Origin of the sequence: Clostridium sp. AT4 (assembly GCF_001517625.2) — a bacterium.
GTDB lineage: Bacteria > Bacillota > Clostridia > Lachnospirales > Lachnospiraceae > Enterocloster.
On record NZ_LN999827.1, the window covers coordinates 301024 to 317850 of the forward strand.

Here is a 16827-nt window from a genome sequence, read left to right on the forward strand (position 1 = left end):
TGAATAAAATGAAAAAATACTGGTATACTATGATGCTTATTGGAAGTTTGATTGCCGTAAAAGGAAGTTCCCTTATTCCCCGGATATGGGAACTAGAAACGTTTTCAGGTGAACATAAAATCGAGCGGCTGGCAGAAACTGAGGATAAACAGCCATCTAACATCCCCCTATCCTCTGATTCCATTTCCGAAAGTGCTGCCTCCAAAGGCAGCACCGAAACTCCTACAGCAAAGTTCCCCTCTCCAGAGTCCTCCCCTGCGGAGCCGCCCACTGACGGGTCTGCCCCTGAAGCTCCCCCTGTCACAGAGTCCTCCACAGAAGCGCCTCCGGCGGAGACTTTGCCGCCTGCTGACACCTCTGTTCCCGTTGACCTAAGCACCTCCCTTTTTATCGGAGACTCACGAACAGAAGGCTTAAAGGAATACGGAGGTCTGGAAGAAGCAGAGTTTTTTGCCAATTCCGGCATGAGCAGCTTTAACCTTCTCTCAACCAATCTTACCGTAAAGGATGGAAGCAAAAAAACACTGGAAGAACTTCTCTCCCAACACAGCTATGAGCGGATTTACCTCATGCTGGGCATCAATGAACTGGGATACCCTCCTTCCTCCGTAACAAAGAAGTACGCCTCTATCGTAGACTGGATCCACCAGCTTCAGCCCCAGGCCAGAATCATTCTGGAGGCTAATCTCCATGTAACAAAAAAGAAGTCCGATTCCGACCCGGTCTATGGAAACGGAAAAATTGATTCTTTAAATCAAGCTATTTACCAGATGGCTGTAGAAAAAGGCTGCGGCTATATAGATGTAAACAGTCTTTTTGACGACGGCCAGGGAAACCTTGATTCCAAATATTCTGTAGACAATGCCCACATTATGGGAAAGTATTATACGGTCTGGGCCGAATGGCTCAGAACACAAAATGCATAAAAAACACCGGATGGCCAGTTTTCCCTGTCCGTCCGGTGTTTTTATGATTCAATCTGTCATTCAGACCTGTATTTTATTCTTCTGCATCCTCAGAGCTTTCTTCTTCCTCTGCATCCTCGTCCTCGATTACAGTATCGTCCAGATCCAGAACCTCTTCTGCTACATTATCTTCTGTAAGCTCGCTGCTTTCCTCAGATGTCAGCTCTTCCTCTTCAGAAAGAAGGATCTCTTCCTCAGCTGCCGCTGCGATCTTATCATCCGTATCCAACTTTACAGTTCTGTAGCGCTTCATACCGGTACCTGCCGGGATTGGCTTACCGATAATAACATTCTCCTTCAGACCAATCAGGTGATCTACCTTACCGTTGATAGCGGCCTCGGTCAGAACCTTGGTGGTCTCCTGGAAGGATGCGGCTGACAGGAAGGAATCTGTAGCAAGAGATGCCTTTGTAATACCCAGCATAACCTGCTTGCCCTCTGCGGGACGCTTGCCCTCTGCGATCAGAGCCTCATTCATCTCATTGAAATCCAGAACATCCATGGATACGCCCGGCAGTACATCACTGTCGCCGCTTTCCTCGATGCGGATCTTCTTTAACATCTGATGAACGATCATTTCAACGTGTTTATCGTTGATTTCTACACCCTGGAGACGGTATACACGCTGTACTTCCTGGATCATGTAATCCTGTACGGCACGAACGCCCTTGATCTTTAAGATATCGTGAGGATTTACGCTACCTTCGGTCAGCTCATCACCGGCCTCAAGCACCTGGCCGTCCATAACCTTGATTCTGGAACCGTATGGGATCAGATAGGTTTTGGAATTTCCTGTCTCGTTATCAGTAACTGTAATCTCACGCTTCTTCTTTGTATCCTTGATAGTTACAACGCCGCCAAACTCAGTGATAATGGCAAGACCCTTTGGCTTACGGGCCTCAAAAAGCTCCTCAACTCGAGGAAGACCCTGTGTGATATCGCCGCCGGCAACGCCGCCCGTATGGAAAGTACGCATGGTAAGCTGTGTACCGGGCTCACCGATGGACTGTGCCGCGATGATTCCGACTGCCTCACCAACCTGTACCGGCTGGCCGGTTGCCATGTTGGCTCCGTAGCACTTGGCGCACACACCGATATGGGACTTACAGCTTAATACGGTACGGATCTTCACAGACTTGCGTCCCTGCTTATCCAATACCTTCATAACAGCTGCAGCACGCTTAGGCGTACACATATGGTTTGCCTTCATTACCAGCTCTCCCGTATCGGGATCAACGATATCTTCGGCAATATAACGGCCTGTAATTCTCTCCTGCAGATCCTCGATTACTTCATTTCCGTCTGTGAATGCCTTAATCTCCATAAATGGAATATCCTTGCCCTCACAGCAGTCTACCTCACGGATGATCAGATCCTGAGATACATCTACCAGACGTCTGGTCAGGTAACCGGAGTCAGCCGTACGAAGAGCCGTATCAGACAGACCCTTACGTGCACCATGAGCGGAAATGAAGTACTCCAGTACGTCAAGACCTTCACGGAAGTTAGACTTGATAGGAAGTTCGATGGTGTGACCGGTTGTATCGGCCATCAGTCCTCGCATACCTGCCAGCTGCTTGATCTGCTTATCAGATCCTCGCGCACCGGAGTCAGCCATCATGAAAATGTTGTTGTACTTATCCAGTCCGGTCAGCAGATCGTGGGTCAGCTGATCATCGGTGGTCTTCCAGGTTTCGATTACTTCTTTATAGCGCTCCTCCTCGGTGATCAGACCGCGGCGGTAGTTCTTTGCAATGTGGTCTACGGTAGCCTGTGCATTTGCGATCAGTTCCGGTTTGCTTGCAGGCACGGTCATATCGGAAACGGATACGGTCATGGCTGCTCTGGTAGAGAACTTGTAGCCGATTGCCTTGATGTCATCCAGAGTAACGGCCGTCTGGGTAGCGCCGTGTACGTTGATAACCTTCTCAAGGATCTGCTTTAACTGCTTTTTAGCTACCAGGAAGTCAACCTCCAGCTTTAACTCATTTTCAGGAATGGAACGGTCTACAAAGCCAAGATCCTGAGGAATGATCTCGTTGAAGATCAGACGGCCGATGGTAGACTCGATAATACCGGTTTTTACCGTGCCGTCAGGCAGAGTCTTTGATACTCTTACCTTTACCCTGGAGTGCAGAGTAGCTTCATGGTTTTCATAAGCCAGAATTGCCTCATTTACACTCTTGAAAATCATTCCCTCGCCCTTTGCACCGGGACGCTCCTGGGTCAGGTAGTAAATACCGAGAACCATATCCTGAGACGGAACAGCCACAGGACCGCCGTCAGAAGGCTTTAACAGGTTGTTCGGGCTTAAAAGCAGGAAGCGGCACTCAGCCTGTGCTTCCACAGACAGAGGAAGATGAACTGCCATCTGGTCGCCGTCGAAGTCAGCGTTGAACGCGGTACAAACAAGAGGATGAAGCTTAATGGCCTTACCTTCTACCAGGATCGGTTCAAAAGCCTGGATACCCAGCCTGTGCAGCGTAGGAGCACGGTTCAGCATAACAGGATGCTCTTTAATTACATCCTCCAGTACATCCCAAACCTCAGTCTGGAGCTTCTCCACCATCTTCTTTGCGTTCTTGATATTGTGAGCGGTGCCATTGGATACAAGCTCCTTCATAACGAAAGGCTTAAACAGCTCAATAGCCATTTCCTTTGGCAGACCGCACTGATAAATCTTTAATTCAGGTCCTACTACGATAACGGAACGTCCGGAGTAGTCAACTCGCTTGCCTAACAGGTTCTGACGGAAGCGTCCCTGCTTACCCTTTAACATATCAGAAAGGGACTTAAGCGCACGATTTCCAGGTCCTGTTACAGGGCGGCCCCGGCGGCCATTGTCGATCAAGGCGTCTACTGCCTCCTGGAGCATACGCTTCTCATTGCGGACGATGATGTCCGGAGCGCCCAGTTCCAGAAGTCTGGCAAGACGGTTGTTACGGTTGATGATCCTTCTGTACAGGTCATTTAAGTCAGAGGTAGCAAAACGTCCGCCGTCCAGCTGTACCATAGGACGTATATCCGGCGGGATCACGGGGATTACGTCCATGATCATCCACTCTGGACGGTTTCCAGAGTTTAAAAATGCCTCTACCACTTCCAGGCGCTTAATGATTCTTGCGCGCTTCTGTCCGGTAGCGTCTACCAGCTGCTTTCTTAAATCAGCTGAATCCTTCTCCAGATCAATGGACATCAGAAGCTCCTGAATCGCCTCAGCACCCATTCCCACACGGAAGGCAGTTGAGCCGCCGTACTTCTCTACTTCCTCACGGTACTCCTTCTCAGACAAAACCTGCTTATACTGAAGGCTGGTAACACCTGGATCCAGTACAACATAGGAAGCAAAGTAGAGCACCTTCTCCAGGGTTCTGGGGGAAATATCCAGAATTAGTCCCATACGGCTGGGAATTCCCTTAAAGTACCAGATATGGGAAACAGGAGCTGCAAGCTCGATACGTCCCATACGCTCTCTTCTTACACTGGCCTTTGTCACCTCAACGCCGCAGCGGTCGCAGATCACGCCCTTATAGCGGATCTTCTTGTACTTGCCGCAGTGGCACTCCCAGTCCTTGCTTGGACCAAAAATCCTCTCGCAGAACAGACCGTCCTTCTCCGGCTTTAAAGTTCTATAGTTGATGGTCTCTGGCTTCTTTACAACGCCGTGCTCCCACCACTCTCTCCACTCTCTGGAGGGAGCCCCTGAAGGCTCAGGCATACGGTTGCGCATGGCACCCTGCTCCCACCATTCTCTCCACTGCTTGCTGGGCTTGTCAGCAGGTTCAGGTGTCCTGTGGGTCCAGGATCTAATCTTTTCAGGGGAAGCCAGACCAATCTTAATGGCATCAAATGTCATTGGATGATAAGTTTCATTTGTTTCCGGCATGAGCTCTTACTCCCTTCTATTATTCGTCTTCACCATCATCTGTATAAGCGTCATACAGATCATCTGTGTCATTTCCAGCAGACTCGGAAGCCGATTCTACGCTTACAAATTCATTATCCTTGATCTCCTGCTCCTGATAACCGTAGGAAGCAAGGGATTCCTGATCGTTAAAGCGGCGGTCGCCCTCTAACATGGCGCGCAGCTCGGTATCACCGTAGTCGATATTTTCGGTCATCTCAACTTCGGTTCCATCCTCTCTCTGTACCTGTACATCCAGGCCCAGAGACTGCATTTCCTTAAGAAGTACCTTAAAGGATTCGGGGATACCCGGCTCAGGAATATTCTCGCCCTTGATGATAGCTTCGTAGGTCTTCACACGGCCTACTACATCATCGGACTTTACAGTCATGATTTCCTGCAGGGTGTAGGATGCACCATATGCCTCCAGAGCCCAAACCTCCATCTCTCCGAAACGCTGTCCGCCGAACTGAGCTTTACCGCCCAGAGGCTGCTGTGTAACCAGGGAGTATGGGCCAGTAGAACGTGCATGGATCTTATCGTCTACCAGGTGATGCAGCTTCAGGTAATGCATGTGTCCAATGGTAACGGCTCCATCAAAATACTCTCCGGTACGTCCATCTCTTAAGCGGACCTTTCCGTCTCTGCCAATGGGTACGCCCTTCCACAGCTCTCTGTGCGCTCTGTTCTCAGACAGATACCCGATTGCCTCCGGAACAAGCTGTTCTTTATAAAGCTGCTCAAAGGTTTCTCCATTCCATGGCTGTCCGGAAGGCGTCTCTGTGACACCGTCCTTTTCCCATTCTGCTTTCTCTGCCTCGTCAAAGGGCAGGTTTACATAGTGGTTTGCCAGCTCCAGGGTATCCTGTATATCATTCTCGTTTGCGCCGTCGAAGATCGGTGTGGAAACGTTAAAGCCAAGTGCTCTTGCAGCAAGGCTTAAGTGGATCTCAAGCACCTGTCCGATGTTCATACGGGAAGGCACGCCCAGAGGATTCAGTACAATATCAAGAGGACGGCCATTTGGCAGGAAAGGCATATCCTCTACAGGAAGCACGCGGGAAACAACACCCTTATTACCATGACGTCCAGCCATCTTATCACCTACAGAAATCTTACGTTTCTGAGCGATATAGATACGTACCGTCTGATTTACTCCCGGTGAAAGCTCATCGCCGTTTTCTCTTGTAAATACCTTTGCATCTACAATAATTCCATATGCTCCGTGAGGTACCTTTAAGGAGGTATCACGGACTTCTCTTGCCTTCTCACCGAAGATCGCACGCAGGAGACGTTCTTCTGCTGTCAGTTCAGTTTCTCCCTTTGGAGTAACCTTTCCTACCAGAATATCTCCGGCACGGACCTCAGCACCGATACGGATAATACCACGTTCATCCAGATCCTTTAATGCATCCTCGCCTACACCGGGAACATCTCTGGTGATTTCTTCCGGTCCCAGCTTGGTGTCACGGGCCTCCGCCTCATACTCTTCGATATGAATAGAGGTATATACGTCATCCTGAACCAGACGCTCGGAAAGCAGAACCGCATCCTCGTAGTTGTAGCCTTCCCAGGTCATAAAACCGATCAGCGGGTTCTTTCCAAGGGCAATCTCGCCGTTGGAGGTAGAAGGACCATCTGCGATCACCTCGCCGGCCTCTACATGATCATTCTTATATACGATCGGCTTCTGGTTGTAGCAGTTGCTCTGGTTACTTCTCTTGAACTTTGTCAAATGGTATACATCTCTGTTTCCATCGGAATCTCTCTTGATAATGATCTCGTTGGAAGCGGAGCGTTCTACCACACCGGCATTCTTTGCCACTACGCAGACACCGGAGTCAACGGCAGCCTTTGCCTCAATACCGGTACCTACTACAGGAGCCTCTGTACTCAACAGCGGCACGGCCTGACGCTGCATGTTGGATCCCATCAGAGCACGGTTTGCGTCATCGTTCTGAAGGAATGGGATCATAGCAGTAGCCACGGAGAATACCATCTTCGGGGATACGTCCATCAGGTCAATGGTTCGCTTCTGGAACTCGGAGGTTTCTGTCTGGAAACGTCCGGATACGTTATTGTGAACGAAATGTCCCTCTTCATCCAGAGCCTCGTTCGCCTGTGCCACGATAAAGTTGTCCTCTTCATCTGCAGTCAGGTATACTACATCATCGGTGACTCTTGGATTGGCAGGATCAGCGGTCTTATCTACTACGCGGTAAGGCGCTTCGATAAAGCCGTACTGGTTTACTCTCGCATAGCTTGCCAGAGAGTTGATCAGACCGATGTTGGGGCCCTCAGGAGTCTCGATGGGGCACATACGGCCATAGTGTGTATAGTGAACATCTCGCACCTCGAATCCGGCACGGTCTCTTGACAGACCGCCAGGACCCAGGGCGGAAAGACGTCTCTTATGGGTCAGTTCAGCCAGAGGGTTGTTCTGATCCATAAACTGTGACAGCTGGGAGCTTCCAAAGAACTCCTTTACAGCAGCCGTTACAGGCTTGATATTGATCAGGGACTGCGGTGTGATGCCGTCTACGTCCTGAGTAGTCATACGCTCTCTTACCACACGCTCCATACGTGACAGACCAATGCGGTACTGGTTCTGGAGCAGCTCGCCTACGGCACGGATACGGCGGTTGCCAAGATGGTCGATATCATCAGCCGTTCCCACTTCCTCTTCCAGATGCATATTGTAGTTGATGGAAGCAATGATATCTTCCTTTGTGATATGCTTTGGAATCAGATCGTGGATATTCTTTCGAATTTCTTCCTTTAAAAGCTCCTCATCCGAACCTGCTTTTTCCAGAATAGCAGACAGCACAGGGTAGTATACTAATTCTGTAACGCCAACCTCCTCCGGATCGAAGGAAACATGAGCGTCAAGCTCAACCATCATATTGGAAAGAACCTTCTGCTTTCTGTTTGATCCTTCTACCCATACGAAGGGAACGCCGGAGTTCTGCAGACGCATCGCAGACTCCTTATCAAGCTTTGTGCCTGCCTCGGCTAAAATCTCACCTGTCTCCTCATTCACCACATCCTCAGCCAGAACCTGGCCATTGAGGCGGAACTTAAAGGACAGCTTCTTATTAAATTTATAACGTCCCACCTTTGCCAGATCATATCTTCTGGGATCAAAGAACATACTGTTGAGCAGGCTCTCCGCGCTGTCAACGGATAACGGCTCACCGGGACGGATCTTCTTGTACAGCTCTAACAGACCGTCCTGATAGTTATCGGAGGTATCCTTTCCGAAGCTGGCAAGAAGCTTTGGCTCTTCGCCGAACAGTTCTAAAATCTCTGCATTAGTGCCGAAGCCCAGAGCACGGATCAGCACGGTAACAGGAACCTTACGGGTTCTGTCCACGCGGACATAAAATACATCGTTGGAGTCTGTCTCGTACTCCAGCCATGCGCCGCGGTTGGGGATCACAGTACATGTATATAACTCCTTACCCACCTTATCGTGACCAATGCCATAGTAGATACCAGGGGAACGCACAAGCTGGCTGACAATAACACGTTCTGCACCGTTGATAACGAAGGAGCCCGTGTCTGTCATCAGAGGCAGATCTCCCATGAATATCTCATGTTCGTTCATCTCATCTTTATCTTTATTGTACAGTCTAACCTTTACCTTAAGTGGTGCCGCGTAAGTGGCATCGCGTTCCTTACACTCTTCGATGGTGTACTTGACATCATCCTTACATAATGTAAAGTCAACGAATTCCAGGCTCAGATGTCCTGCGAAGTCAGTGATCGGAGAGATGTCATCAAATGCTTCCTTCAGTCCTTCGTCTAAGAACCACTGATAGGAGTCTTTCTGAATCTCGATCAGGTTTGGCATCTGAAGGACTTCCTTCTGCCTTGAATAGCTCATTCTTACGCTTTTCCCGGCCGGTACCGGACGTATTCTGCTTTTCTCCATTGACGTTTCACCCCTGTTTTCTAATTTGGTTGCAATATCCCGTCCGGCTGGAGAATGCGCATCTCTTCCAGCACTCCGGGCCATTACTGTCGTTCTCGGTAATCGGGCGCCGCATAATGGGCGCAAAAAGCCCACGTCGCCACAATAGTGCACACTCCATAATAACATAGGGACGTCAAGGTGTCAAGAATTTTTTCTTGCTTTTTTCTTACAAAAATGATATACTGTTATAGAATGTCTTCTGGCAGGTATGACAGGTTTTTACTGCAAAGGAGAAGGAAATTATTTACAGTCTGGAGGTATACCGATATGGTACAAACCATTCTAAATGTATTGCTGATACTTCTGGCGATCGCTGCAATCGTACTTGTGATCCTCTATTTTCTGGGAAGCAAGCTGCAGAAGCGTCAGGCAGAGCAGCAGCAGATGCTGGATGCTGCTGCACAGACCGTATCCATCCTGGTCATTGATAAAAAGAAGCTCAAGCTCACACAGTCCGGGCTTCCCAAGATGGTAGTGGACCAGACGCCCAAGTATATGCGCTGGGCCAAAGTTCCCGTTGTAAAAGCAAAGATCGGTCCCAAGGTGATGACTCTGATCGCCGACGCAGGAGTATTTGAGTCTCTTCCTGTAAAGACAGAGGCAAAAGTAGTCTTAAGCGGTATCTACATTACACAGATCAAAAGCGTTCGGGGAGGTGCCATCCCTGCTCCTCCAAAGAAAAAGGGATTTTTTGCAAGATTTAAAAAGGACAAGCAGTAATTCAAAAGCAGCCGGTATCTGAAGGTTTCAGACGCCGGCTGCTTTTATATTTCTTTTTTATGTTTCTGTTTTATCCAGACAGAACTATGCTGTACATGACTGCACATCCACGCAGATACGGCAGTCCGACATATGCTCATAGTTAATGTCCAGGGAATAATCTACATTGACCTTTATGCTGTTCTCCTGCTCTTCCACATAAAAGTGATTGGCCTGAATGCCGATCACCAGATTGCCCACAGGAGTGCTGTAGCAGGAAAGGTTCTTTTTATTCTTTTCAAACAGCATACGGCTGTTCGTAACACCCTTTTTTATAATATCCATGGAAGAAGGGGAAATTTTAATGACATTTTTCACCCGCTCCTCCGCTCCTTCCAGTATCTCTTCATAAAGGATATAATGCTTTCCGTTTTTCTGATAATAATCCCCGCGGACGATCATTTCCACATCGTTATCCTCATGATCCAGAGTATGAACACCACGGATGGTAATCAGTACATCTTTTGTCATGCCGTTCTCCTCCTTCTTTTATACCGGCTGTATCGTTTAAGCAAACCGTTTCAGGCCGTGCTCCAGAAGCATGTCTACCAGCTGCTCCTTGCCGATTCCTCTGGCCTCCCACAGCATGGGGTACATACTGATAGCAGTGAATCCGGGCATGGTGTTGATTTCATTAAATACCACTTCTCCATCTTCTTTTACGAAAAAGTCCACTCTGGACAAGCCGTAGCCGTCTACCGCCTTAAAAATGGCCGCCGCCGCCCTGCGGATCTTCTCCGCAGCGTCTCCCGGAAGCTCAGGGTCTGTCACTGTCTTTGATTCTGCGTTGTAATACTTTGCGTCAAAATCATAAAAATCTGCCGCAGCCAGGATTTCACCCACGCCGGAAGCCTTCACTTCCTCGCTTCCTCCTCCGAATACAGCACACTCCACTTCACGGCCCACGATCATCTCTTCTACCAGGATCTTGCGGTCATGGCAGGCTGCCTCTGTAAGTCCGGCCTCCAGCTCCTCCCGGTTATCCGCCTTGCTCACTCCCTTGGAAGAGCCTGCGTTGGAGGGTTTGATAAATACAGGATAGGCGAAGCGGCCTTCAATGCGGTTTACCACCTTGTTCATATCCTCAAGCTGCTCCTTCATCACCGGCACATAGGCCGCCTGCCTTATCCCCAGCTCATCTACAATGATCTTTGTATAAAGCTTATCCATGGAAACAGCGGATGCCAGTACTCCGCAGCCCACATACGGTATCTTTGCCAGCTCCAAAAGTCCCTGGATCGTGCCGTCCTCTCCGCAAAGGCCATGAAGAACCGGGAATACCACATCCAGCTTCACCTCTGTCATTGTCCCATTCTCCATAAACAGGGCGCACTTCTTCTCTGCATCCGGAAGGATTGCAGCAGAAACCGTTCCCTTTCTCCAGGACTCATCCCTGATTGCCTGGACAGAGTCCACCTTCAACCACTTTCCCTCCTGTGTAATTCCGATCAGAATCAGGTTATATTTATCTGTATTGATACGGTCAATCACATTGGCAGCCGACATACAGGACACAACGTGCTCCGAAGACTGCCCGCCGAAAATAACCGCTGCTGTTTTCTTTTCCATCGTCATTTTCACTCCTATTCCATCTTTCTGCCCCACAGGGCGTATACAGTATAGCATATGTGGAGATAAATAGAAATACCCCAAAACAATCAGGACGGAGGGATCTCCGATGCTTCTTGTCCGGCCCAGCCGGACAAGAAGACCCCGCCGTCCGCAGCTTTCGCGGCCCAAATCAGCTTTCGCGACCCAAATCAGCGATCGCGACCCAAAAATCCAAGAAAGGAGCCCCCAACGCCCTATGAAAAAACACCCTTCCTATTTTTTCCCATTCCCAATCTTCCACATCCTCCCCATCCTCCTTCTAACCCCCTTCCTGCTCCTGGCCTCCGCCCGCACCATCTCCCAGGAAACCATGGCCGCCAGAATCGCCCCGGACATCCTCCGTTTCCATGTTCTGGCCGAAAGCAACTCTCCAAAAGACCAATCCCTTAAGCTTGGCGTCCGCGATATCCTTTTAAGCCACATCCAGACACACGCCCCCAAAAACGCCACCAAGCCCCAACTGGCCCACTGGATCCTCCAGCAAAAAAACACCCTCACCCAGACCGCCGAAAGCTGGCTTACATCCCAGGGCTCCCCAGCCCCTGTATCCCTTACTCTGACCAAAGACTATTTCCCCACAAAAACCTACGGCGAAGCCTCCTTCCCCTGCGGCGTCTATGATGCCGTCCGGATTACCATAGGAAATGGAAAAGGACGCAACTGGTGGTGCGTCCTCTATCCCAGTCTCTGCCTTACCGATTCTTCCGCAAAAACTGTTCCCGAATCCTCGAAAAAAGAACTGGCAGAACATATGGCCCCTGATGATTACGAAACCATTTTCAATGAGCCTCCCAAAGTAGAGATCCGTTTCCGTCTCCTGGAACTTCTCACCCCAAAAAAGGACTGACCATCTCCCGGTCAGTCCCTCCCTGCATACAAAATCCTACTTTTTCTGACGATCCAGCATCTCCCTGAGCGCCTCGTCGCTCTCATCGATCCAGACGTCCTCTTCCTCTTCATTCAGGCCCAGATACTTTGCCAGCGTCCGCTCGTCATCACTGTTGTTCCAGCGGCTGATGTACCGGTCGATTTCTTCAAACTCGATTTCCCCTGCCAGATAACGCTCCTTAAAATTCTTCTCTTCCATATTTTACCTTCTCCCGCGGACAGGAAGAACATTTTCCTCCTGCTCCTTAATATTTTTCGAAACAGTAATCTCCTGATTATCAATATGCTCTCTGGCAGCCATCCTGGCCTCAGCCAGATTTCTCACCTTTAAGGCGCTTAAAATATGCTCATGCTCCACCATCAGCACCTGGCGCTTATCTGCATCCTTTATATATTCCAGACGGTAGCGGTACATCTGCTCTCTCAGGTTATTTAACATCTGCACCAGCTTTTCATTTCCCGTACTCTGGTAGATCACATCATGAAATGCTTCATCACTCTCTGCCATCTCCATAGGACTTCCGCTGCGGATCGCCCTGCAGAAATTCTCCTGGCACTGCTCCAGCCTGCGCAGATCCTCCGCTTCCATACGCTCGCAGGCCAGTTCAATCGCCAGCTCCTCCAGAGAACGGCGCACCTCCAGTACATCCCTCAGACTTTTTTCCGAGATTTTAGCCACTTCCGCTCCCTTTCGCGGGATCATAAGCACTAGTCCCTCAAGCTCCAGCTTCCGGATGGCTTCACGGATCGGAGTACGGCTCACCCCCAGCTTCTCAGCCAGCTGGATCTCCATAAGCCTCTCTCCCGGAGCCAGTTCCCCCTTTAAGATCGCCTGGCGCAGCGTATTAAACACCACGTCCCGAAGCGGAAGATACTCGTTCATATTTACCTTAAAATTATTGTCCATCATAATACTCTCCCCTGTGTTTTACCGCAGTCTGCCGGCTGCGCCTTGATTCATGTTATAAAAATTGGTAAGGTAAACCTGCTTTGCCAGATCTATCCCTTCCCCATACCGAAGCGCCTCGTATGCCTTTCTGGCTGAAGACGGATTGGAAAACAGACCGAATACAGTAGGCCCGCTTCCGCTCATCATAGCATTGATGGCCCCATATTCCTTCATCAGTTCCTCAATCTGTCCGATCACCGGATAGCGGCCCGCCGTTACCAGTTCAAGAACATTTCCAAACCTTCCTGCCACCTCATAGAGATCCCTTTTTCGGATTGCCTCCACCATTCCGTCAATATCAGGATGATCCTCAGGCCTCAGCGTCCTGGCATCCAGCATTTCATATACGGTTTTTGTGGAAACGCTGATCCCCGGCTTTGCGATCAGCACCTGGCACTGAGGCATGGATGGCAGACGGGTAAGTTTTTCACCGATTCCTTCCGAAAGGGCCGTTCCCCTCATGATGCAGTAAGGTATATCTGCTCCCAGCTTCACCCCCCGCTCCATCAGCTGTGAGGTTGTAAGCCCCAGTCCAAACATCCGGTTTACGCCGTAAAGCACGGATGCAGCATCAGTACTTCCTCCTGCCATCCCCGCTGATACAGGGATAAACTTTCTTAAGCGGATCGAAAGTCCTTCCTCAATACCAAATTCATCAAACAGCAGAGCCGCGGCCCGGTAAGCCAGATTCTGCTCATTGGACGGCAGATAAAAAAGATTAGTTTCCAAACGGATTCCCGGCTCCGCTGTCCGGTACAGGTCAATCCTGTCATGGAGGCCCACTGTCTGCATGATCATGCGCACCTCATGGTATCCGTCCGGCTTTCTGCCCAGCACATCCAGAGCCAGATTGATCTTTCCGAATGCTTTTAAGCGTAAATGCGAAATCATTCTCCCCGCTCCCCTTTTTCTCTTTCTCGTTTATATGTCTGTTTTTATAATACATAACATTGTATACATGAAAATGCAAGGATTTTCAATATAAAAAATAAACAAAAAGTAATACTTACGAAAAAAGAGACGCCCATTTTCCAGACGTCTCCCATTTTTAATACTGTATATTCTTCTGCCGTATCAGATTAAACTGTATAATCCCTGTATTAAAATACTCATTTGCATATACAAGCGGCCTGTCCCGATCACTGTAATTTAATGTTTTAAGATACAGATAAGGTCTGGAACCCAGCTCCTTGACGGAAACGTATCCTTTCAGGCCCGGAATATCCGCCGGGTCTGCCGTATCGATCTCCACCTTGTCCCACTGGGCCTTTTCCCCGGAAAGGTCATAAATGTATCTGTAAATGGAATCCTCATAATGTGAAAACATCTCAAAGGATTCCTCTCCCCCGATCAGATCCATGCTAAAATAATCACGGCAGTAGGCGCAGATCTGATCATCTGCCAGAAACAGCTTTTCAGCAACAACGAGCTGTTCATCTGGCTGCATCTGTAAAAGAGAGCAGATTTCTTCCTCTCTTTTTATTTTCCGGATCTTCAAAAGACGGACTGAAGGCGTATATCCGCTTTTTTGGATCATCTGCGTAAGCTCCATACAGGGGCTGAAGGTAACCTTGATATCCAGAGAATCCACATTTACAAAGGTTCCCCGCCCCTGACGCCTGAAAATGATTCCCTCTGAGGCCAGGTCATTTAAGGCCTGGCGGATGGTGATCCGGCTTACGCCCAGCATTTCTGCCAAAGCCTCCTCTCTTGGAAGCTTATTGTCCCTTTTCAGATCCATTTCTTCTATATATTGAAGGATTGCCTCCTTCGCCTGCCCTGACAATGGTTTTATGCGTAATTTCTGAGTCGCCAAGGTGATTCCTCTCTTTCCTGTTTCCGATGTGCTTAAACATACATTCTAACTAAGATGATAGAAGAATCACTTTTTTTTGTCAAGAAATACAGTATATCATTTACGAAAGGCTTTTTTTCCATTGAGAAGCAGATTTAAAAGAATCGCACTGATGCTTACCATAAATAAGCCGTTGCTGAGGATCATCTGAAGTGTTCCGGGAATATTTACAAACGCATCGGATGCGAATGCTGCACCTACGCCGATGGCAATACTGGTTCCCACGATTTTAAAATTATTATCCTTTGAGAAATCCAGTCTGGAAAGCATGGAAATTCCCGATGAAGTGATCACTCCGAACAAGGCCAGGGTAGCTCCTCCCAGCACACACTTGGGAACCGCTGTAAATACCGCAGAAATCTTTGGGAAAATTCCTGCCAGTATGATCATGATCCCTGCGGTCGTTATGACCGAACGGCTCTTTATCTTTGTTAAACCGATCAAACTCACATTTTCATTAAACATGGTAGATGGGACGGAATTAAATGCTCCTGTGATCATCTGAGCTACTGCCTGCCCGCGGATCCCCCGCTCCTTAATCTCATTTTCTGTTTCCACATCTGCAATTTCATCCATCACGGAAAATACGCCGATGCACTGGATCATATTGATAATGCAGAAAATCGTCATAAGGAAAATAGGCCACAGCTTAAATTCCGGCACTCCGTAAGCAAAAGGCTGAACCGGCTGGAATATCTCTGCCTGCGCAATGGAAGCAATATCCACCATATGTAAAAAACATCCTGCAGCCGTTCCTGCGGTAATACCAAGAAGCAATGACATACTTTTCCAGATGCCTTTTCCATACTTTTCCACCATCAGTATAAATATAAGCACTGCCAGACCCAGGATGAGATTTTCGACGGAGCCAAAGCCTGCGTTTCCCTCTCCCCCCGCCAGATCCCTCAGCGCGGTAGGCGCCAAAGTAATTCCAATCAGTGTTACAAAGGTTCCCACAACTACCTGCGGGAAAAGCTTTAAAATCTTATCCATGAAAAAGGATAAAAGAAAAATCACCGCACCGGAGGCAATTACTGAACCAAACAAAGCCGCCATCCCATATTCCTTACCGATCAGGATCATGGGACTTAAGGGTGCAAAGGACGACCCCAGAACAATCGGGTATCTGGATCCTGCCAGCTTTCCGATCCCCAGCACCTGGATCAGGATTGCAATGCCGCTTGTAAAGAAATTGGCTGAGACAAGAAAGGCTGTTTCCTTTTCATCCAATCCCAAAGCTCCTGCCAGTATCAGCGGAACTGCAATGGTTCCAGGGCACATGGTAAGCACATGCTGAAACCCCACTAACAGCATCCTGCCCCATCCCACTTTTTCGTCAAAACTCTCCTTTTTCATACCCACTCCTTACTGAATACTAATTCCAGTATCCCTCATGTACCTTTGCCGCTTCTACCTCTACTGCCTCTACCGGTCCGATGACCTTTATATCCTTCTGTCCTCTGGCGAACACCTCGCGGCACGGAAGATCAAAGGTGGGATTCTGTTCATTGCTTCCCGTAAGCTCCAACAGCCTTCTTTCTGTCATGCCGTAAACAACCCTTCCGATATTAGCCCAGTAAATCGCTCCCGCACACATCGCACAGGGCTCCGCAGTGGTATATAAGGTACAGTCCCATAAAAACTCTCTGGAATACTCATGGGAAGCCCTGGCTGCAAGGGTTGCCTCTGCATGGCCGGTGCAGATTTTTTCTGTAATCTCAATATTCCCCTGCTCCATGATGATTTCCCCATCCTTGTTTACCAGCAGCGCTCCAAAGGGAGTATTACCGGCCGCTCTTGCCTCCTTTGAAATCTCGATCGCTCTCCTTAAATAAAATTCATGGCTCTGATACATCGTTCCCTCTCCTTTTCAAAGTATTAAGTAATAGGTATTACCTTTTGTGTTTTTACTATAGCACA

Annotated in this window: 13 protein-coding genes; 3 read left to right on the forward strand and 10 right to left on the reverse strand. The window is 48.9% G+C overall.

The genetic code is table 11. From position 1 onward, the window contains the following. Positions 1-8 precede the first annotated feature (8 nt). A complete protein-coding gene (locus BN3656_RS04585) occupies positions 9-926 on the forward strand; it encodes a GDSL-type esterase/lipase family protein (RefSeq protein WP_066545268.1) in 918 nt (305 codons plus the stop codon). A 73-nt stretch (positions 927-999) separates the two neighbouring features. Here BN3656_RS04585 and rpoC read toward each other — a convergent pair whose 3' ends face one another. Then, on the reverse strand, positions 1000-4683 hold the full coding sequence (rpoC, locus tag BN3656_RS04590) for a DNA-directed RNA polymerase subunit beta' (RefSeq protein WP_096807400.1): 3684 nt from the start codon (positions 4681-4683) through the stop codon (positions 1000-1002). Positions 4684-4870: 187 nt separating this feature from the next. Continuing rightward, positions 4871-8803: a DNA-directed RNA polymerase subunit beta gene (locus BN3656_RS04595; protein ID WP_066545270.1), complete on the reverse strand. Its 3933-nt coding sequence runs from the start codon at positions 8801-8803 to the stop codon at positions 4871-4873. Positions 8804-9112: 309 nt separating this feature from the next. Here BN3656_RS04595 and BN3656_RS04600 point away from each other — a divergent pair, with 309 nt between their 5' ends. Next, on the forward strand, positions 9113-9565 hold the full coding sequence (locus tag BN3656_RS04600; RefSeq protein WP_066544684.1) for a hypothetical protein: 453 nt from the start codon (positions 9113-9115) through the stop codon (positions 9563-9565). 84 nt (positions 9566-9649) lie between these two features. Here BN3656_RS04600 and BN3656_RS04605 read toward each other — a convergent pair whose 3' ends face one another. Next, a complete protein-coding gene (locus tag BN3656_RS04605; RefSeq protein ID WP_066544689.1) occupies positions 9650-10075 on the reverse strand; it encodes a DUF1934 domain-containing protein in 426 nt (141 codons plus the stop codon). Between the two features lie 36 nt (positions 10076-10111). Then, positions 10112-11173: a D-alanine--D-alanine ligase family protein gene (locus BN3656_RS04610; RefSeq protein WP_066544691.1), complete on the reverse strand. Its 1062-nt coding sequence runs from the start codon at positions 11171-11173 to the stop codon at positions 10112-10114. A gap of 238 nt (positions 11174-11411) precedes the next feature. Between BN3656_RS04610 and BN3656_RS04615 the strand changes: the two genes are divergently transcribed. Further along, a complete protein-coding gene (locus tag BN3656_RS04615) occupies positions 11412-12062 on the forward strand; it encodes a stage II sporulation protein R (protein WP_081422846.1) in 651 nt (216 codons plus the stop codon). A 36-nt stretch (positions 12063-12098) separates the two neighbouring features. Here BN3656_RS04615 and BN3656_RS04620 read toward each other — a convergent pair whose 3' ends face one another. The 6 genes from BN3656_RS04620 to BN3656_RS04645 form a co-directional block, all read right to left on the reverse strand. Beyond that, on the reverse strand, positions 12099-12302 hold the full coding sequence (locus BN3656_RS04620; RefSeq protein WP_066544692.1) for a hypothetical protein: 204 nt from the start codon (positions 12300-12302) through the stop codon (positions 12099-12101). Positions 12303-12305: 3 nt separating this feature from the next. Further along, a complete protein-coding gene (locus tag BN3656_RS04625; protein ID WP_066545276.1) occupies positions 12306-13010 on the reverse strand; it encodes a GntR family transcriptional regulator in 705 nt (234 codons plus the stop codon). Between the two features lie 21 nt (positions 13011-13031). Next, entirely contained in the window at positions 13032-13943 is a 912-nt protein-coding gene (gene ispE, locus BN3656_RS04630; RefSeq protein WP_066544694.1) for a 4-(cytidine 5'-diphospho)-2-C-methyl-D-erythritol kinase, read from the reverse strand. Positions 13944-14100: 157 nt separating this feature from the next. Continuing rightward, a complete protein-coding gene (locus BN3656_RS04635; RefSeq protein ID WP_066544697.1) occupies positions 14101-14868 on the reverse strand; it encodes a GntR family transcriptional regulator in 768 nt (255 codons plus the stop codon). A 96-nt stretch (positions 14869-14964) separates the two neighbouring features. Continuing rightward, positions 14965-16263, reverse strand: coding sequence for a nucleobase:cation symporter-2 family protein (locus BN3656_RS04640; protein WP_066544699.1), 1299 nt, complete (start codon positions 16261-16263; stop codon positions 14965-14967). Between the two features lie 19 nt (positions 16264-16282). Further along, positions 16283-16762, reverse strand: coding sequence for a nucleoside deaminase (locus BN3656_RS04645; protein WP_066544700.1), 480 nt, complete (start codon positions 16760-16762; stop codon positions 16283-16285). Positions 16763-16827: the final 65 nt, after the last annotated feature.